Source organism: Streptomyces sp. NPDC085927 (assembly GCF_044540975.1).
In the GTDB taxonomy this organism is placed as follows: Bacteria; Actinomycetota; Actinomycetes; order Streptomycetales; family Streptomycetaceae; genus Streptomyces; species Streptomyces hirsutus.
Genome location: NZ_JBITSN010000004.1, coordinates 467,368 through 485,592, shown reverse-complemented (window position 1 = coordinate 485,592; position 18,225 = coordinate 467,368). Strand labels below are relative to the sequence as shown.

The 18,225-nt window shown below is 73.3% G+C and carries 18 protein-coding genes; 9 read left to right on the top strand and 9 right to left on the bottom strand.

What is annotated here, in order from left to right:
- Positions 1-35: 35 nt before the first annotated feature.
- The 3 genes from ACIF80_RS14115 to ACIF80_RS14105 form a co-directional block, all read right to left on the bottom strand.
- Positions 36-1,598 (bottom strand): phytoene desaturase family protein, encoded by a 1,563-nt coding sequence (locus tag ACIF80_RS14115; protein WP_399803680.1) that lies wholly within the window; start codon positions 1,596-1,598, stop codon positions 36-38.
- A gap of 157 nt (positions 1,599-1,755) precedes the next feature.
- A complete protein-coding gene (locus ACIF80_RS14110) occupies positions 1,756-4,035 on the bottom strand; it encodes a tetratricopeptide repeat protein (RefSeq protein WP_399803677.1) in 2,280 nt (759 codons plus the stop codon).
- A gap of 333 nt (positions 4,036-4,368) precedes the next feature.
- On the bottom strand, positions 4,369-4,776 hold the full coding sequence (locus tag ACIF80_RS14105) for a ferredoxin (protein ID WP_399803675.1): 408 nt from the start codon (positions 4,774-4,776) through the stop codon (positions 4,369-4,371).
- Positions 4,777-4,885: 109 nt separating this feature from the next.
- Here ACIF80_RS14105 and ACIF80_RS14100 point away from each other — a divergent pair, with 109 nt between their 5' ends.
- The 5 genes from ACIF80_RS14100 (at position 4,886) to ACIF80_RS14080 (ending at position 9,392) form a co-directional block, all read left to right on the top strand.
- Positions 4,886-5,293: a DUF6479 family protein gene (locus ACIF80_RS14100; RefSeq protein ID WP_399803672.1), complete on the top strand. Its 408-nt coding sequence runs from the start codon at positions 4,886-4,888 to the stop codon at positions 5,291-5,293.
- A 220-nt stretch (positions 5,294-5,513) separates the two neighbouring features.
- A complete protein-coding gene (locus ACIF80_RS14095) occupies positions 5,514-6,020 on the top strand; it encodes a SigE family RNA polymerase sigma factor (protein WP_399803669.1) in 507 nt (168 codons plus the stop codon).
- Positions 6,021-6,031: 11 nt separating this feature from the next.
- The gene (locus tag ACIF80_RS14090; protein ID WP_399803666.1) at positions 6,032-6,568 is read left to right on the top strand and encodes a cellulase; all 537 of its coding nucleotides are present in this window, start codon (positions 6,032-6,034) and stop codon (positions 6,566-6,568) included.
- A gap of 155 nt (positions 6,569-6,723) precedes the next feature.
- Positions 6,724-8,076: a glycosyltransferase gene (locus tag ACIF80_RS14085; RefSeq protein WP_399803664.1), complete on the top strand. Its 1,353-nt coding sequence runs from the start codon at positions 6,724-6,726 to the stop codon at positions 8,074-8,076.
- Positions 8,077-8,150: 74 nt separating this feature from the next.
- Entirely contained in the window at positions 8,151-9,392 is a 1,242-nt protein-coding gene (locus ACIF80_RS14080) for a hypothetical protein (RefSeq protein ID WP_399803982.1), read from the top strand.
- A gap of 15 nt (positions 9,393-9,407) precedes the next feature.
- Here ACIF80_RS14080 and ACIF80_RS14075 read toward each other — a convergent pair whose 3' ends face one another.
- Together ACIF80_RS14075 and ACIF80_RS14070 are read right to left on the bottom strand one after the other, a co-directional pair.
- Entirely contained in the window at positions 9,408-10,682 is a 1,275-nt protein-coding gene (locus ACIF80_RS14075; RefSeq protein ID WP_399803661.1) for a M20 family metallopeptidase, read from the bottom strand.
- A 415-nt stretch (positions 10,683-11,097) separates the two neighbouring features.
- Complete coding sequence (locus ACIF80_RS14070; protein WP_399803658.1) at positions 11,098-11,877, bottom strand: SDR family NAD(P)-dependent oxidoreductase; 780 nt, start codon at positions 11,875-11,877, stop codon at positions 11,098-11,100.
- Positions 11,878-12,049: 172 nt separating this feature from the next.
- Between ACIF80_RS14070 and ACIF80_RS14065 the strand changes: the two genes are divergently transcribed.
- On the top strand, positions 12,050-12,685 hold the full coding sequence (locus tag ACIF80_RS14065) for a TetR/AcrR family transcriptional regulator (RefSeq protein WP_399803655.1): 636 nt from the start codon (positions 12,050-12,052) through the stop codon (positions 12,683-12,685).
- A 257-nt stretch (positions 12,686-12,942) separates the two neighbouring features.
- On the opposite strand, the gene ACIF80_RS14060 is transcribed toward ACIF80_RS14065, so the two are convergent.
- Complete coding sequence (locus ACIF80_RS14060) at positions 12,943-13,314, bottom strand: winged helix-turn-helix transcriptional regulator (RefSeq protein WP_399803652.1); 372 nt, start codon at positions 13,312-13,314, stop codon at positions 12,943-12,945.
- 84 nt (positions 13,315-13,398) lie between these two features.
- Here ACIF80_RS14060 and ACIF80_RS14055 point away from each other — a divergent pair, with 84 nt between their 5' ends.
- Complete coding sequence (locus ACIF80_RS14055) at positions 13,399-14,325, top strand: NAD(P)-dependent oxidoreductase (RefSeq protein WP_399803649.1); 927 nt, start codon at positions 13,399-13,401, stop codon at positions 14,323-14,325.
- A 6-nt stretch (positions 14,326-14,331) separates the two neighbouring features.
- Here ACIF80_RS14055 and ACIF80_RS14050 read toward each other — a convergent pair whose 3' ends face one another.
- A complete protein-coding gene (locus tag ACIF80_RS14050) occupies positions 14,332-15,696 on the bottom strand; it encodes an NAD(P)-binding domain-containing protein (RefSeq protein ID WP_399803646.1) in 1,365 nt (454 codons plus the stop codon).
- Positions 15,697-15,868: 172 nt separating this feature from the next.
- Here ACIF80_RS14050 and ACIF80_RS14045 point away from each other — a divergent pair, with 172 nt between their 5' ends.
- Entirely contained in the window at positions 15,869-16,234 is a 366-nt protein-coding gene (locus ACIF80_RS14045) for an ArsR/SmtB family transcription factor (protein WP_399803643.1), read from the top strand.
- A gap of 74 nt (positions 16,235-16,308) precedes the next feature.
- On the opposite strand, the gene arsB is transcribed toward ACIF80_RS14045, so the two are convergent.
- Together arsB and ACIF80_RS14035 are read right to left on the bottom strand one after the other, a co-directional pair.
- Positions 16,309-17,418, bottom strand: a complete 1,110-nt coding sequence (gene arsB / locus ACIF80_RS14040) for an ACR3 family arsenite efflux transporter (protein WP_399803640.1) — start codon at positions 17,416-17,418, stop codon at positions 16,309-16,311.
- Complete coding sequence (locus ACIF80_RS14035; RefSeq protein WP_399803637.1) at positions 17,415-17,723, bottom strand: ArsR/SmtB family transcription factor; 309 nt, start codon at positions 17,721-17,723, stop codon at positions 17,415-17,417. The genes arsB and ACIF80_RS14035 overlap by 4 nt, the downstream gene beginning before the upstream one ends.
- Positions 17,724-17,811: 88 nt before the next feature.
- Between ACIF80_RS14035 and ACIF80_RS14030 the strand changes: the two genes are divergently transcribed.
- Positions 17,812-18,225, top strand: coding sequence for an arsenate reductase ArsC (locus ACIF80_RS14030; protein WP_399803634.1), 414 nt, complete (start codon positions 17,812-17,814; stop codon positions 18,223-18,225).

Below are 18,225 nucleotides of genomic sequence, written 5' to 3'. Positions count from 1 at the left end.
CCTCCCTCGGCCCGGACCCCTCGCTCCGGCCTCCGTCAGTCCGCCTCCAGTACCGCCATCGCCGCGTTGTGGCCCGGCACCCCGCTCACCCCGCCGCCGCGCACCGCGCCCGCGCCGCACAGGAGGACGTTGGCGTGCCGGGTCTCCACGCCCCACCGGCCGGTGCCTTCCTGGGCGTGGGGCCAGGACAGTGCGCGGTGGAAGATGTTCCCGCCGGGCAGCCCCAGGTCGCGTTCCAGGTCCAGCGGGGACTTCGCCTCCAGGCAGGGGCGCCCGTCCGCGTCGGTCGCCAGGCAGTCGGCCAGCGGTTCCGCCAGGTGGGCGTCGAGCTGGGCGAGCGTCGCGGTGAGGAGTTCCTCGCGTACGGCGTCGTTGTCACGGGCGAACAGCCGGGCCGGGGTGTGCAGGCCGAAGAGGGTGAGGGTCTGGTAGCCCCGGGCGGCGAGCTCCGGACCGAGGATCGTCGGGTCGGTGAGCGAGTGGCAGTAGATCTCGGAGGGCGGCGCGGCGGGCGGTTCACCGGCGGCGGCCTGTGCGTGCGCGGCGGCCAGTTGCCCGTATCCCTCGGCGATGTGGAAGGTGCCGGCGAACGCCTCGCGCGGGTCGACGGAGCTGTCGCGCAGCCTCGGCAGCCGGGTGAGGAGCATGTTCACCTTCAGCTGGGCGCCCTCGGCCGGGGTGGGGGGCGTGTCGCCGGTGAGCGCCGCCAGTTCCCTCGGGGAGGCGTTCACCAGGACGTGCCGGGCGGCGGCGACGCCCTCGCCGTCGGCCGTACGGTGGGTGACCTCCGCCGTGCGGCCGTCCGTGTCGATGCGTACCGCCTCGTGACCGGTGGCGATGACGGCGCCCGCGTCGCGCGCGGCGGCGGCCAGCGCGTCGGTGAGGGCGCCCATGCCGCCGACCGGCACGTCCCAGTCGCCGGTGCCGCCGCCGATGACGTGGTAGAGGAAGCAGCGGTTCTGCTGGAGCGTGGGGTCGTGGGCGTCGGCGAACGTGCCGATGAGGGCGTCGGTGAGGACCACGCCCCGGACGAGGTCGTCGGTGAAGTTCTCCTCGACGGCGACACCGATCGGTTCCTCGAACAGGGTCCGCCAGGCCTCCTCGTCGTCGACGGTGCGGCGCAGTTCCTCGCGGGTGGGCAGTGGCCCGGTGAGGGTGGGGAAGACGCGCTCGGCGACGCGGCCGGTCATGCCGTAGAAACGCTGCCAGGCCCGGTACTCGCTCTCGGAGCCGGTGAGCCGGGCGAACGCCTCGCGGGTGCGCTGCTCACCGCCGCCGACGAGCAGCCCGGTGGGCCGTCCGTCCCGTTCGGCGGGGGTGTACGAGGAGACGGTGCGGGTGCGCACCCGGAAGTCGAGCCCCAGTTCCCTCACGATCTTCCGGGGCAGCAGGCTGACCAGGTACGAGTACCGGGACAGCCGTGCGTCGACGCCGGGGAACGGCCGGGTGGACACCGCTGCCCCGCCGGTGTGGTCCAGCCGTTCCAGCACCAGTACGGAGCGTCCGGCCCGGGCCAGATAGGCCGCGGCGACGAGACCGTTGTGGCCTCCGCCGACGATGACGGCGTCGTACGTCCGGGTTCCCTCGTGTGCGGTCACGGTTCTTCGTAGCACGTGGAGATCCGGGTCTGCCAGGTGGCGGGCGATGTCCGGGCAGGGGCGCCACCGGGCGCACCCGTCACAGCGGCACACCTGTCGTACGTCGTACCTGTCACCGCACCCGTCGTGCCCGCCCTGCCCCTCGTGCCCGTCACGCTCAGCCCGCCGCTCTCCGCTGCTTCAGTGCCGCCACCTCGCGGTACAGCCCGGCGGCCATGTCTCCGTGCCCGAGCCGCTCCAGGCAGTGGGCCTCGTCGTTGCGGGCGGCGAGGGTGTCGGGGTGGTCCGCGCCGAGAAGGCGCTCACGGGCGTCGGCCACCCTGCGGTACTCGGTGAGCGCGTCCGCCCAGCGGCCCAGCCAGCCCAGGCCGACGGCGACCTCGCGGCGGCTGACCAGGGTGTCCGGGTGGTCGGCTCCGAGGGCGCTCTCGCGCAGCGAGCACACGGCGCGGGACTCGGCGAGGGCCTCGACCCAGCGGCCGAGCCGGCCGAGGTTGACGCCCAGGCCGTGCCGGGCGCGCAGGGTCTCGGGGTGGGCGGGGCCCTGAACCCGGGTGCGGTCGTCGGCCAGGTCCCGGTAGAGGTCGAGGGCCTGTGCGGTGCGGCCGAGCCGGCCGAGCCCGATGCCGATCTCGTAGCGGGCGGCGAGCGTGTCGGCGTGGTCCGGGCCGAGCGCCCGCGCGCGGGCCTCGGCGACTTCGCGGTAGGTCTCCAGGGCCTCCGCCCACCGCCCCAGCTGTCCGAGGGTGTAAGCGACTTCGTAGCGGGTGACCAGGGTGTCCGGGTGTTCGGGGCCGAGCACCCGGGCCCGGGCGGCAGCCACCTCGCACGCCGTGCTGTACGAGTCCTCCAGGCGGCCGAGTCTGCTGAGGTTGAAGGCGAGGTTGTGCCGGCAGCGCAGGGTCTCGGGATGCTCGGCCCCCATGGTCCGCTCGCGGGCCGAGAGCACCGACAGATACACCTGGTGGGCGTCGAAGGGCCGGCCCAACTGAGCGAGGACGTACGCCATTTCCTGTCGGGCGGCGAGGGTGTCGGGGTGCTCGGAGCCGAGCGTGCGGATACGGGCCTCGGCCACGTGCTTGTACTCGCGCAGGGCGTCGGCGGCGCGGCCGGTGCGACTGAGGGCGAAGGCGACCTCGTAACGGCTGGCGAGGGTGTCGGGGTGGTGCGGGCCGAGGAGGTGCTCGCGCTCCGCGGCGACCGCGCGGTGCACCTCCCCCGCCTCCGTCCAGCGGCTCAGGCGGCCCAGGCTCAGGCCCGCGTTGTGCCGTCCGGCCAGGGCGGTCAGGGTCTCCGAGGACGGGGCGGGCCGCTCCTGTGCCGGGGGCGGCCCGCCCCGGCCGGTCGCGGGACGGGCGATCCATTCGCCGGACAGGCCGGCCGCCGGGTCCGGGGGTGCGGTGTGCGGTCCGGCGAAGGCCGCCTTGCGGCCGGTGGTCATGCCCCGCGTCCAGGACGGCAGCCGGGGCACGCGCCCCACCGGCTCGGGCCGGGCGGCCGGGTGTGACGGGGCCGCGGGGCCGCTCGCGCCGGGCGCCCCCACGGGGCGGGGCCCGGCCGGCACCGCGGCCGGCAGCAGCACCGGCGCGGCCCGCAGTACGCCGATCCGGCGGGCCAGTTCGCGTGCGCTGTCGGGGCGCCCGCCGGGCTCCTTGGCCAGCAGGTCGAGGATGATCCGCTCCAGGCGCTCGGGCAGTTCGGCCCGCAGGCTGCGCGGCGGCCGCGGCGGGGTGTCGCGGTGGCCGACGAGGACGGCCCACGCGTCGTCGAGGTCGAACGGCGGTACTCCGGTGGCGATCTCGTAGAGCACGCAGCCGAAGGAGTACAGGTCGCTGCGCCGGTCGACCTCGGTGCCGCTGATCTGCTCGGGCGACATGTAGTGCGGGGTGCCCATCGCCACGCCGGTGCCGGTCAGCCGGGAGGTGAACCCGATGTCGTGGCCGAGGCGGGCGATGCCGAAGTCGCAGATCTTCACCGTGCCGTCGGCGAGCCGCACGATGTTGGCGGGCTTCAGGTCCCGGTGCACGATGCCCTGGTCATGGGTGTAGGCGAGGGCGGCGGCCACCTGCTCGGCGATCTCCACCACCTCGTCGACCGGCAGCGGGTGCTGCTTGTTGTCCTCCAGGAGCCGGCTGAGGTCACGGCCCTGGAGCAGTTCCATCACCAGATACAGCACACCGTCGTACTCGCCGAAGTCGTGCACCACGGTGATCCCGCGGTGCTGCAGGGACGCCGCCACCCGGGCCTCCCGCCGGAACCGCTCGCGCAGCACCCGGCCGAACGCGTGGTCGTGCTGCGCGCCCACCGGCTTGAGGCACTTCACCGCGACCTCTCTGCCGAGCGACTCGTCGCGTGCCCGCCACACCTCCCCCATGCCGCCCCGTCCGATCGGATCGACCAGCCGGTACCGGCCGTGGATCAGCCTGCTGTCCCCCATCTTCCGCCCCCGTCAGTGGTCAACGCGCCCTCCCCTGGCCCGTCCAGTATGGCGATGTGTCACCCGATTTTGTACGGTGCCGTGTCCGCTCCGCGCGTCCTCGGACCGACGGGCAGGTGCCCACCGGCGTACCCGGGGGCATGCCCGGCCGGTCCACGGGGCGATCCCGCGCCGGATCTCGTCGTGGCCGCCGCCGAAGGCGCGGACGACCGCGGAGCGGTGGCCGCGTTCCGGTCCGCCGTGCGGGACCGCGCCCGCCGTACTCCTTCGGCCGACCCGCGCCGACCCGGTCGTCGGCGCCGTGCCGCCGGTGGGTCCGGCGTGGCGCGGACGTCAGGGCGTCGAGGGGGCCAGCGTGTCGAGGAAGTCCGTGCAGGCCCGCGCGCAGGTCCGGCACACCTCGGCCGTGCGCTCCGCGCCGGGGTGCCCGTCGAAGGCGTGCGCGGCCTCGAGACACACCTGCCGGCACCATTCCACCTGGGCCCGGACGGTCTCCTCGTCCGTCTGGTTGTCCTCGGACAGCGCACGGCCGGTCGCGTCGCACACTTCGGCGCAGATGACGCCCTTGCGCCGTACGAGTTCCGCCGGTGTGCCGCCGCCGGGATTCACCAGGCTCGCCCGCACCGCGCAGGCCCGCGAGCATTCCGCGCACGCCTGCGCGCAGGCGAACCGGTCCTCGAGATACCGGTACAGCTCCTGCTGGGACACCTGGGGTCGGGGTACCTGGGATGTCGTCGTCACACCGGGCGGGTAGCCCTGGCCACCGGCCCTCAAACCACGGATGGCCGCACCGCGGACGGTCATACCCGCCCGGCCCGATACATCGGGCTGTCGGGGGTACCCGCACACCATGTCCAACCCTGTGATGAACGCCCTGACGAATGTCTCGCCGAACGTCTCACCGAACGCCCCGGCGGACTCCTCCTGGACCGGAGCGGCCGATCTCGCCGCCGGCCGCGGCGCCGTCGGCATCGGGCTCGCCGTGGCGGCCCTGCTGGTCGTGGGTCTGTTGATCGGCCTGTTCGCGTCGGGCAGCCGCCGGGTTCGGCGCGGCGACTCCCCCAGGCCGCGCCCCGACGAGCAGCCGCGGATGCCCGAGGGCGGCCCGGTCCGTGAGGTCCGTGAGGTCCGTGAGCCCGACGAGATGCCCCGCGACGGTGACCGTCTGGGGCCGCACGACCTGCACGGCGGCAGCTCCGGCAGCCGGACCGGCACCTCGCAGGACCGTCCGCGCTGGGACGGGAAGGGCCGCATCTAGGTCTGGTTGCGAAGCCCTCGCCCGCACCGCCTGACGGCGGCACGGCGGGCGGTGTCCCGGGGCGGGTCACGAGTTCACCGGTCGGATCACCGGCCGCGGAACCGTGACCCGCCCCTTCGCCTGCGCGCAGTGAGGCGGATCACAGGGTCCGGGTGCATCGTGGGGCGGGGTCCAGCGTCTTTGTCCGGGTGTAGGGGATTGAACGGACGGGACGGTGAGGATGGAGCGGTTTCGGGCAGACGGCTTCGACGAGTTCGTGGCTGCCCGCTGGGGGGCGCTGCTCCATGTCGCGCGTCTGCTCACCGGCGGCGACCGGCAGCGTGCCGAGGACCTGGTGCAGGAGGCCCTGGTGAAGTTGTGGTTCGCCTGGCCGAAGGTCGCCGAGCAGGCGCCGGACGCGTACGTCCGTCAGGTGCTCGTGCGGATGGCGGCCCGTTCCGCCCGGCGGCGCTGGTGGGGTGAGCGTCCGGTGGAGCAGCTGCCCGACCGGCCCGAACCGGTCGATGTGTCGTCGGCCGTGGCGGAACGCTCGCGACTGGAGGCCGCACTGGCCCTGCTGCCGCCCCGGCAGCGGGCCGCGGTGGTGCTGCGCTACTGCGAGGACCTGCCCGAGGCCCAGGTGGCGCAGGTTCTCGGCTGCCCGGTGGGCACCGCCCGGTCCCATGCGTCGCGGGGCGTGGCGCGACTGCGGCAGATCCTGTCCGACGCCGTCAGGCCCGTGGGGTGAAGGGAGAACCGATGGACGACTTCGAGCGGGAACTGACGCACATGATGCGCGGCCCCCGGCAGCAGACCTCCTTCGATTCCGAGCAGCGGAAGCGGCTGTACCAGGGCATCCGGGCCCGCCACCGGTCCCGGACACTGTGGCGGGCGGGCGGCTCGGCCCTGGCGGTGGCCGGGCTCAGCGCCGGACTCGCCCTGCTGCCCGGCCTCGGCTCCGGCTCCCAGCCACCCGCCGATCACCGTCCGCTGCCCGCGACCAGTCCGACGCCGCCCCCGGTGCTCCCGACACCCACTCCGCCGGCGACGAGCTCCGCTCCCAGCACCTCCCACCCGCCCATGAGTCCGCCCGTCACCACGGGCCCCGCCACCAGCGCCGCGGGGAGCGCACCGCCGACCTCGACGTCACCGCCCGCCACGACGAGCGGGAGCGAGCGGACGTCGGTGCCCTCCTCACTGCCCGTGACCTCGGCGCCGGCTTCGCCCCCGCCCACCTCCGAGCCCCCGTCCTCGCCCTCCTTCTCGGCCGGCCTCGAGTCGGCAGGAAGCGGGTAGCCACCGCGCGACGTAGCACCGCACTGCTCCGCACTCCCGCCCGGGGCGCCGTTCGGCCCCGGGACCCTCCCTCCGACCACCCTCACGAGCGCATTGGCATGCCCACCTCATAACAGGGGTCGTGCCGTATGCCGGAAAGTGACCGTGACCCCGTCATGAGAACCGCCAGGCGGTCGACGCCGGCCGACCGCCGCACACCCGCCGCTCCCGCCGCTCCCACCGCGCCCACCGCGCCCGCCTCGCCCGTGCTCCCGCCGCGTCGTACGCCGCCGGCGGACGACAGCGACAGCGCCGGCGACGACGACGGCCGCCCGGACCCCGTGCTCGACGTGGTCGTTCCCGTGCACAACGAGGAGAAGGATCTGGAGCGGTGCGTCCGGCGGCTCCACGCGTACCTCGTGGAGACGTTCCCGTACTCCTTCCGGATCACCATCGCCGACAACGCCAGCATCGACGCCACCCCGCGGATCGCCGCGCGGCTGGCCCGGGAACTGCCCGGCACGTGCTGGATCCGGCTGGCCGAGAAGGGACGCGGTCGCGCGCTGCACACCGCCTGGTCCGGGTCCCGCTCCCCGGTCCTCGCCTATCTGGACGTCGATCTGTCCACCGATCTCGCGGCCCTGCTGCCGCTCGTCGCCCCGCTGATCTCCGGGCATTCGGACCTCGCGATCGGCACCCGGCTGGCGCGCGGCTCCCATGTGGTGCGCGGCCCGAAGCGGGAGATCGTCTCCCGCTGCTACAACGGCCTGCTGCGCGGCACCCTCGCCGTGGGGTTCTCCGACGCGCAGTGCGGCTTCAAGGCCGTACGCCGCGACGTCGCCGAGCGGCTGCTGCCGCTGGTGGAGGACCGGGGGTGGTTCTTCGACACCGAACTGCTGGTGATCGCCGAGCGGGCCGGACTGCGTATCCACGAGGTGCCGGTCGACTGGGTGGACGATCCCGACAGCCGGGTCCACATCGTGTCCACGGCGCTGGCGGATCTGCGCGGCATGGCCCGGCTGGGACGTGCCCTGGCCGGTGGCCGGCTGCCGCTGACCGCGCTGCGCCGGGACGGCGGTCTCGAGCGGGTCGCGGAGCTGCCGCCGGGCCTGGCCGGTCAGCTGCTGCGCTTCGCCGCGGTCGGTGCCGCCAGCACTCTGTGCCACCTGCTGCTCTACACGGCGCTCCGGTCCTTCACCGGCGCCCAGGCGGCCAACGCGCTCGCCCTGCTGGCCAGCGCGGTCGCCAACACCGCCGCGAACCGGCGGCTGACCTTCGGCGTGCGCGGCCGGCACGGGGTGCTCGGGCACCAGCTCAAGGGACTGGCCGCCTTCCTGGTCGGCCTCGCGCTCACCAGCGGTTCGCTGGCCGTTCTGCACCGCACCGCGCCCGGGGCCGGACCGGGTCCGGAACTGCTGACCCTGGTCCTCGCCAACCTCGCCGCGACCCTGCTGCGGTTCCTCCTCCTGCGGGCCTGGGTGTTCCCCGGCCGCAGCACCCGCCGTACAAAAGGACCCTCCGCCTCATGAGCAGCACCCTCCGGACCGGCCACCCGGCTGACCCGTCGGACCCCGCAGACCGGGCAGACCGGGTGCCGCGTCCGATGCCCTGGCCCGACGTCTCCGTCTCCCCTCCGGTGGACGCCGGCCAGAACCCCCGGGAACGGCTGCGGCGCGCCGTCGCGCGCCATGGACCCGTCCTCGCGACGTACGGCGTGCTGAAGCTCATCGGCTTCGCCGTCTTCATGTACCTGCTCGACTCGGCCGGCGACTTCCGCGAGAAGCACCCCCGCTTCGGCGGCGGCGCCCGCACCTGGGACGTGCTGGGCAGCTGGGACGGCTGGTGGTACCAGCAGATCGCCCTGCACGGGTACGACCCGGCCCTGGAGCCCGTCCCCGGCGCGACCGGCATGATCACCCTCGAGGGCAACTCGGCGGCGTTCTTCCCCCTCTACCCGACGCTGATGCGGCTGGTCCAGGAGATCACCGGGCTCGGTCCGTACGGGGCCGGGATGGCCGTCTCCATCGTCTCCTCGTTCGTCGCGGCGCTCGGCATCCACGCGGTCACGTCCCGGCTGGGCGGTCGCCGGGCCGGTCTGGTCGCCGTCGGTCTGTGGGCGGTGTGGCCGGGTTCCGGCGCCGAGTGGGCGGTGTACTCCGAGTCGCTGTACACGGCCCTGGCCGTATGGGCCTGCCACGCCGTCATGACCCGCCGCTGGCTCACCGCCGGGCTGCTCACGTTCTTCGCCGGGCTCGCCCGGCCGACCGCCGTCACCCTGGTCGCGGCCCTCGCCGTCGCCGGGCTGATCGCGGTGTGCCGACGGCAGGAGGGCATCCGCCGTCCGCTGCTCGCGGCGGCCGTCGCCCCGCTGGGGACGCTCGGCTACCTCGGCTGGGTCGGCCACCGCATGGGCGACTGGGGCGGGTACAGCAAGCTCCAGGACGGTGCGTGGGGCCACACGTTCGACTACGGCCGGCACAGCCTCGACGTCCTGACCTCGGTCCCCGTGGGCCATTTCGACTATCTGTTCGCGATGCCCTTCGAGGACGTCATCGGGGTCGGGGTGGTGCTGCTCGTGCCGGTCCTCACCGTGCTGCTGGTCCGGCTTCGCCCCCCTGCCGTACTCGTCGTGTACACGGTGCTGTCGTATCTGATGGTGATGGGCACCCAGCAGTACTTCGGCAATGTCTCGCGCTATCTCCTCCCCCTGTTCCCGCTCCTGATCCCGCTCGCCCTGGCCATGCGCCGGCTCCGGCTGCCCTCCCTGTTCACCGTGCTCGGGACGGCGGCGCTGGCCTCCGGGTCGTACGCGGGATACGTCCTGTTCGAACTCGGGGTGCCGTAGGGCCTGTCCGGCGGATCATGCCCGGAGGGCGGGCCGGGCGGCGAGCCAGGCGAGGGCGGCCACGGTCAGCGCGCGCACGCCGGTGTCCAGGGTGGGCTGGATGACCGGGGCGAAGAAGGGGCTGTGGTTGACCGGGATGTCCTCGGCGACGGTGCCGCCGCGGACGGCCTCGGCGTAGCGCTCCGGATCGGTGCCGCCGATGCCCCAGTAGGTGAACGGCACGCCGAACGCCGCGGGGATCTCGCTCATGTCCTCGCTCGCGGTCTGCAGGTCGATGGTGTGCGCGTCGTCGCCGAAGTGCGCGGCGAACGCCTCCGCGACGCGCCGGGTGGGCTCCTCGTCGTTGACGGTGGGCGGGAAGGAGGCGATCCGCTCGATCTCGGGTGCTTTCGGCGACCGGGACGCCTCGCACTCGGCACGGACGATCCGGCCGATCGCGTCCAGGACGTGGGTGCGGGTGGCGTCGTCGTAGGTGCGCACGTTGAGCTCGATGACCGCGCTGTCGGGGATGACGTTGGGGCCGGAACCGGCGTGGATGCTGCCCACGGTGAGCACGGCGGGTGTGGTGGCGGCCAGTTCCCGGGAGACGATGGTCTGCAGGCGCACGACGATCATCGCGGCCGTCATCACCGGGTCGACCGCCGCCTGGGGCATGGAGCCGTGCGCCCCGCGCCCGTGGACGGTGATGCGCAGGCTGTCCGCCGCCGACAGGAACGAGCCGGTGCGGGTGCCGACGTAGCCGGCCGGATAGGGCAGGACGTGCTGGGCGAGCACCACGTCGGGCCGGGGCGACCTGGAGGTGAGACCGTCGGCGATCATGGCCTCGGCGCCCTCGCCGTTCTCCTCCGAGGGCTGGAGGAGCGCCACGAAGGTGCCCCGCCAGGCGTCCCGGTGCTCGGCCAGCAGCCGCGCGCAGCCGAGCAGGCAGGTCACGTGCACGTCGTGTCCGCAGGCATGCATGACGGGCTGCTCGGTGCCGTCCGGACCGGTCACGGTCGCGGTGGAGGCGTAGGGCAGACCGGTCCGTTCACGCACCGGGAGGGCGTCCATGTCGGCGCGCGCCATGACGGTCGGGCCGTCGCCGTTGGCCAGCACGCCGATCACGCCGGTGCCGCCGATCCCGTCGGTGACCTCGTAGCCGAACGACCGCAGGGCCTCGGCCCCCTTCCCCGCCGTGCGGTGTTCCCGCAGCCCGAGTTCGGGGTGCCGGTGCAGGTCCTCGTAGAGGTCCTCGAGGTACGGGCGGATGCCGTCGAGGCCGGCGAGCACGGTGGGGGCACGGTCGCTCATGGGTGACGCTCCTTGCGCGGAGGGGACTGCTCTTCACCGGGGTTCCATGATCCCGCCCCGCCCCGCCGTTGACGAACCGGCGCCGGTGCTCACGCGTCCCGGCCGCGGAACGTCCCGGCCGCGATCAGGAGCAGCGCCGCCGTGTACCCGGCGACCAGCAGCAGGGACGGCCAGGGGCCGAGGCCGCCGGTATCCGGGTTCGTTCACCGCCGCGTCCGACGCGGTGAGAAGCCCGGCGACGGCCACGACCATGATGTCCACGGCACCCGGGGACGGCGTCCGCAGGCGGGCGGGCAGGCGGTCGAAGGTCGTCACGACCACACCGTACGAGGAGCGCCACCCTGCCGCATACGACAGCGGGAGTACCCGCGCCGGTGGACGGGACGGGTCCGGGCGGCTTCGGGCCCGGGCGGAGTCAGACCGCCGACCAGCCGTTGTCCACCGGCAGGACGACGCCGTTGATGCTGCTCGCCGCGTCGGAGGCGAGGAAGACGATGGCGGCGGCCTGCTCCTCCGGTTCGCTGATGCGCCCCATGTTGACCATGTACCGGCCGACGACGGCGGGCCCGTGGGCCTCCCGGTCGACGTCGAGACCGGTCGCGATACCGGTCATCGTGCCGCCCGGCACGATGGCGTTGGCACGGATGCCCTGGTCCCGGTACATCACGGCGAGGGAGCGGGTGAGGCCGAGGAGGCCGTGCTTGGAGACGGTGTACGCGGTGCCCGCCGCGCTGCCGCGCAGCGCCGCCTCGGAGGCGGTGTTGACGACGGCTCCGCCGCCGGCGGAGAGCATGTGCGGCAGAACGGCCCGCGTCAGCAGGAACGGCGCCGTGAGATTGATGCGCAGGACTCGGTCCCACTCGGCGTCGGTGACATCCACCGGCGCGGACATGCTGTCCATCACTCCCGCGTTGTTGACCAGGACGTCGATCCCGCCGAAGGCGTCGACCGCGGCGGCCACGACCTCGTCGACCACCGCACCGTCACTCAGGTCTCCCGCGACGGCGACCGCCGTGCCGCCCCCCGACCGGATCTCGTCGACGACGCTCCCGGCCCCGTCGGCGTTCAGGTCGGCGACGACGACCCCGGCCCCCTCGGCGGCGAACCGCAGCGCGGCGGCGCGGCCGATGCCGGAGGCGGCCCCGGTGACGACGACGCTCTTGCCGGACAGACCCGCACCGGATGTGGCACCCATGAGAACTCCTCTGCTCGACCTATGGACATGTCGATGTGCCGATGGACTGTCGGCATTCGTCGGCGTGCACCAGCGTACTGGTTACTGTCACAGTGCGACACAAAGGCATCGTGCGCCATTTCGGCAGCGCACGACATAAAATAGGGTGTTCACAGCGAGCGAAGGGGCGTGTATGACCGGACGGGCCGGTGGCGCCACGGGGCGACCGCCATTGACGGAGCGGCGCCGCGCCGAGACGCGCCGGGAGATCGCCGAGGAAGCGGTACGGCTGTTCGTCGCGCGGGGTGTGGCGGCGACCACCGCGGAGGACATCGCCTCCGCCGCGGGGATCTCCACCCGCACCCTGTGGCGGTACTTCCGCTCCAAGGAGGAGTGCGTCCGCCCGCTGCTCACCACGGGCCTGGAGGCCCTGGCCCGTCAGGTGCGGGACCGGAACGGAGCCGTCCCCCTCGCCGAGTCCGTCCTGCACGCCCACCACGGCGAGGGCGCGGAGCAGGAGCCGCGGGCCCTGCGCGACCTGGTGCGGCTGTGCCGGGACGAACCGGGACTGCGTGCCGTATGGCTGGAGGCGCACTACGACGCCGAGGCCGAGTTCGCCGCGATGATCGCCGACCGTACGGGCCGCCCCGCCGACGGCCTCGCCGTCCGCATGGAGGCGGGCGTACTGAACACCGCGCTGCGCATCGCGGTGGAGGACTGGGCCCTACGGCCCGACCCGTCGGAGGGGCCGCCCCTGGGGGACACCGTGGCGGCCGCCCTGCGCCTGATCACCCACGTCTCCGCGCCGGAAACCCCCCGGCCCGCCTGACGGCCGTTTGCGCACTCCGCCCCTCCCTCCGCTCCCGGTCCGGGGGGGGCGCCCCCCCCGGGGGGGGGGGCCGCCCCCCCCCGGGGGGGGGCCCCGGGGGGGGGGGGGGGGGCGGGGGCCGGGGGGGGGGGGGGGGCGGGGGCGCCCCCCCCCCCCCCCCCCGGGGGCGGGGCGGGGCCCCCCCCCCCCCCCCCCCCCCCCCCGGGGCCGGGGGGCCCCCCCCCGGGGGGGGGGGCGCCCCCCCCGGACCGGGATGCTCAGCCGTGCGAGGTCTCGGCGACGTCGACCGTTTCGGAGCCTTCGCGACGTATCCGCTCGACGCCCCAGGCACCGAGCGGCCCGAGCGCTCGGTTGAGCGTGCGCCCGTGGCCGGTCAGGGAGTACTCCACCCGCGGCGGTACCTCCGCGTGGACCTCCCGGTGCACGAGCCCGTCCTCCTCCATCTCGCGCAGGTGCTGGGTGAGCATCTTCTCGCTCACCCCCGGCAGACCGCGGCGCAGCTCGGCGAAGCGGCGTACGCCATGGGCGTCGAGCTCCCAGAGGATCAGTCCCTTCCACTTGCCGCTCACCACGTCGAGCGCGGCGTCGATGCCACAGATGTAAGGCCCGCGTCTCGGCGCCCTGGCCATCGTCGACCCTCCTTACGAAAAGGTAAGTACCGCAGTAAATAGTGGGTACTTCCGAGAATAAGGGCGCCCTTCGAGCATGGAGGGGTGAACGGACGACAGAACCACACCACTGGACGGAACAGCGCTGTCACGATGATCGGGCTCGGCCCGATGGGGCAGGCGATGACCCGTACCCTCCTCACCGCCGGCCACCCGGTCACCGTCTGGAACCGCACCGCCGGCCGGGCCGACGGCGTCGTCGCCGACGGAGCGACACGCGCGGCGACACCCCGCGAGGCGGTCGAGGCGAGCGACCTCGTGATCCTCAGCCTCACCGACTACCGGGCGATGTACGACGTCCTCGACGGCGCCACCGCCTCGCTCGCCGGGCGGACGCTGGTCAACCTGAGCTCCGACACTCCCGACCGCACACGCGAGGCGGCGGCCTGGGCAGCGGGCCATGATGCCGCCTTCCTCACCGGTGGCGTCATGGTCCCCCCGCCGATGGTCGGCACGGAGGCAGCCCATGTCTACTACAGCGGCCGCGGCGAGGTGCTGGAACGCCACCTGGCGGCGTTGACACCGCTCGGCACGCCGAAGCATCTGGGCGAGGATCCGGGCCTCGCCCAGATGATGTACCAAGCGCAGCTCGCGGTGTTCCTCACCACGCTGTCCGGACTGATGCACGCGACGGCGATGCTGGGCACCGCGGGGATGAAGGCCGGGGAAGCGCTGCCGGAGTTGCTCTCCTCCGCCGACTCGATCGGCGACATCCTGAGGGCCGGCGAAGACGACCCCGGCGCCGCGCTGGACGCCGGGGAGCATCCCGGTGATCTCAGCACGGTCACCATGATGGGGGCGACGTCCGACCACATCGTGGAGACCAGCACGTCACTCGGTCTCGATCTCGCGCTCCCGCTGGCCGTGCAGTCCCACTACGGGCGCGCGATCGAGAACGGGTACGGCAGCGACGGCTGGACCCGCATCATCGACAGCATCCGAGCACCACGCCGACCGGACGCGGGGCCGTGAACACGCTCAGCCCCGCCCCTGCTCCGTGGCCGGAGCGGTGCCGAGCTGTACCAGGGCGGGTGCCGGTGCGGCGCAGCATCCGCCTCCGTTCTGCTCGCTCTCGGGGGCGTCGAAGAGGCCCGCGCCGCCGCAGACTCCGGTCTCGGGGAGGGTGAGTTCGACGCGGTCGGCGGCCTCGAGGTCTCCGGCGATCGCGGCGGCGACGGAGCGGACCTGCTCGTGGCCGGTCATGGCGAGGAAGGTCGGGGCGCGGCCGTAGGACTTCATGCCGACGAGGTAGACGCCCTGTTCGGGGTGGGACAGCTCGCGGTGGCCGTGCGGGTAGACGGTGCCGCAGGAGTGCTGGTTGGGGTCGATCAGCGGGGCGAGTGCCACCGGGGCCTGGAGCCGCTCGTCCAGGCCGAGCCGCAGCTCGGACAGGAACGACAGGTCGGGGCGGAAACCGGTCAGCACGATCACTTCGTCCACGGCGTCGAGCCGCCGGCCGTCCTCCGCCACGAGAACGGGACGCCCGTCGCCGTCCCGCTCGACCGCCTCGGTACGGAAGCCGGTGACCGCGGCGGCGTGCCCGGCCTCGACGGCGGCCTTGGCTGCCAGGCCGAGCGCGCCGCGGGCCGGCAGTTCGTCGGCCTCGCCGCCGCCGAAGGTCGAGCCGGAGATGCCCCGGCGCAGGACCCACAGGGCCTTCGTGCCGGCGCCCTCGTCGGTCTCGGCGAGGGCGGCCAGGTGGGCCAGTGCGGTGAAGGCCGAGGCACCGGAGCCGATGACGGCGGTGCGCCTGCCCGCGTAGCGGGCGCGGACCGCCGGGTCCTCCAGGTCGGGGACGCGGTGGGCGATGCGGTCGGCGGCCGCCTTCTCGCCGAGGGCGGGCAGGCCGCTGCCACCGGCCGGGGAGGGCGTCGTCCAGGTGCCCGAAGCGTCGATCACCGCACGCGCGAACAGCCGCTCCTCACGCCCGTCCGCATGGGCGACGTGGACGACGAACGGCTGGTCCGCACGGTCCGCGTCGACGAGGCGGTCCCGGCCGGCGCGGGAGACGCCCGTCACGCGGGCGCCCAGGCGCACACGGTCACCGAGGACGTCGGCGAGCGGCTGGAGGTACCGCTCGGCCCAGTCACCGCCGGAGGGGTAGGTGTCCGGGGCGGGCCGCACCCAGCCGGTCGGGGCGAGCAGCTTCTCGGCGGCCGGGTCCACGAGCTCGCCCCAGGTGGAGAACAGCCGGACATGGGCCCACTCGCGGACGGCCGAGGCCACGGCCCCGCCGGCCTCCAGGACCAGCGATTCGATGTCACGCCCGGTCAGGTGAGCGGCGGCGGCAAGTCCGACGGGCCCGGCTCCGATGACGACGACGGGGAACTGCTGAGCACTCATGAGGGTCGGCCTCCTACTGGGGCGTGGCGGAGTCGGTGGCGTACGGGAGGGCGGCCCGGCGCGGTCCGCGTTCCGCCGCTCGCGGGACCTGTCCTGCCGGAACCCCTCTACTTCGACACTTGTCGATACAGCAGAGCTTGCCACCCTCATGGATGGACGTCAATATAGAAGAATGTCGATATCAGAGACGGCGAGCCTGCCCCTCGCGCAGGGCGACGACGTGGTGCCGTGCTGCCCGCCGATCACCGCCGGGGAGCTGTCGCCCGCGGACGCGGAGAAGACGGCCGCCATGTTCAAGGCGCTGTCGGACCCGGTGCGCCTGCGGCTGTTCTCCAGGATCGCCTCGCATCCGGGAGGAGAGGCCTGCGTCTGCGACATCGCCGACGTCGGCGTCTCCCAGCCGACCGTCTCCCATCACCTGAAGAAGCTGCGCGAGGCCGGCCTGCTGACCTCCGAGCGACGCGGCACCTGGGTCTACTACAAGGTCGCGCCCTCCGTGGTGGCGGCCCTGTCCGCCCTGCTCGACCTGCGCGGCTGACCGGCCACCTCCACCGCTTCCACCAAGGGTTCGCCCGTCGGTGGAAGCGGTGAAGCGGTGGAAGCGGTGTGCCGTCAGCGGCCCCCTCCGTCGGTGGTCAGTGCGGACGGGGCGAACTTCTTGCGCCAGGCCAGGGACACGTAGATCAGGCCGACCAGGATCGGCACTTCGATGAGCGGGCCGACGACGCCGGACAGGGCCTGGCCGGAGGTGACGCCGAAGGTGGCGATGGCGACCGCGATGGCCAGTTCGAAGTTGTTGCCCGCCGCGGTGAAGGCGAGGGTGGTGGTTCGGTCGTAGGCCAGGCCGATCGCCTTGCCCAGGGCGAAGGTGCCGCACCACATGACGGTGAAGTAGACCAGCAGGGGCAGCGCGATGCGGGCCACGTCCAGCGGCTGCGAGGTGATGGTCTTCCCTTGCAGGGCGAAGAGGATGACGATCGTGAAGAGCAGCCCGTACAGCCCCCAGGGGCCGATCTTCGGCAGGAACTTCTGCTCGTAGCCCTCGCGGCCCATCTTCTTCTCGCCGATGCGGCGGGTGAGGAACCCGGCCAGCAGCGGGACGCCGAGGAAGACGACGACGTTCAGGGCGATCTTCCACATCGAGATGTCCAGGTGCTCGCCGTCGCCGAGGCCGAGCCAGCCGGGCAGCAGGTCCAGGTAGAACCAGCCCAGCAGGCCGAAGGCCAGGACCTGGAAGACCGAGTTGAGGGCGACCAGGACGGCTGCCGCCTCCCGGTCGCCGCAGGCGAGGTCGTTCCAGATGATGACCATGGCGATGCAGCGGGCCAGGCCGACGATGATCAGGCCCGTGCGGTACTCGGGCAGGTCCGGCAGGAAGATCCAGGCCAGCGCGAACATCACCGCCGGACCGGCGACCCAGTTGACGACCAGTGAGGAGACCATCAGCTTGCGGTCACCGGTGACCGCGTCGAGCCGGTCGTAGCGGACCTTGGCCAGGACCGGATACATCATGATCAGCAGGCCGACGGCGATGGGCAGCGAGATGCCGCCGATCTCCACCTTCGCCAGGGCGTCGTTCAGTCCCGGAATGGCGCGGCCCAGGCCGAGGCCGAGGGCCATGGCGAGCAGGATCCACACCGCCAGGAAGCGGTCGAGCGTCGACATCTTCGCGGCGATCGACGTTTCCCCGCCGGTGGTCGCGGGTGCTTCGGTGCGGGTCACGGACAGGCCCTCTTGTTCCCGGCGGCGGTGCGGGCGGACTCGGCCAGGTCGGCGAACCGGCCGGCAAGCTGGGCGATGACGTCGGGGCGCAGCTTGTAGTACGTGAACCGGCCGCACGGCTCCGTCTCCACCACCCCGGCTTCCCGCAGCACCCTCAGATGGTTGGAGAGGTTGGTCTGCCGCGCGCCGGTCTCCTCCACCAAGTGGGTGGTGCACAGCGTTTCTTGGGCGAGCAGGGTCACGATGTGAAGCCTGAGCGGGTCGGCGAGAACCCGGAGCAGGTCAGTGTCGACTGACGTCATCATGGACTGATATTCTCACATCAGTGGTGGCTGACATCACCGGGTGCTGACCTCACGTGCACCTGATCTCGTGAGACAAGAGAGACCTCCGATGTCCGACAAGCCCTCCGTGCTCTTCGTCTGCGTCCACAACGCGGGCCGTTCCCAGATGGCCGCCGCCTGGCTGACCCACTTGGCCGGGGACCGCGTCGAGGTCCGCTCCGCCGGTTCCGCTCCCGCCGACCAGGTCAATCCGGCCGCCGTCGAGGCCATGCGCGAGGCCGGCATCGACATCTCCGCCGAGACCCCGAAGGTGCTGACCATCGACGCGGTCAAGGAGTCCGACGTCTGCGTCACCATGGGCTGCGGCGACACCTGCCCGGCCTTCCCCGGCAAGCGCTACCTGGACTGGGCGCTGGACGACCCGGCCGGCCAGGGCGTCGAGGCCGTCCGCCCGATCCGCGACGAGATCAGGAAGCGGGTCGAGGACCTGATCGCGGAGATCGCGCCGGAACCGACGGCCTGA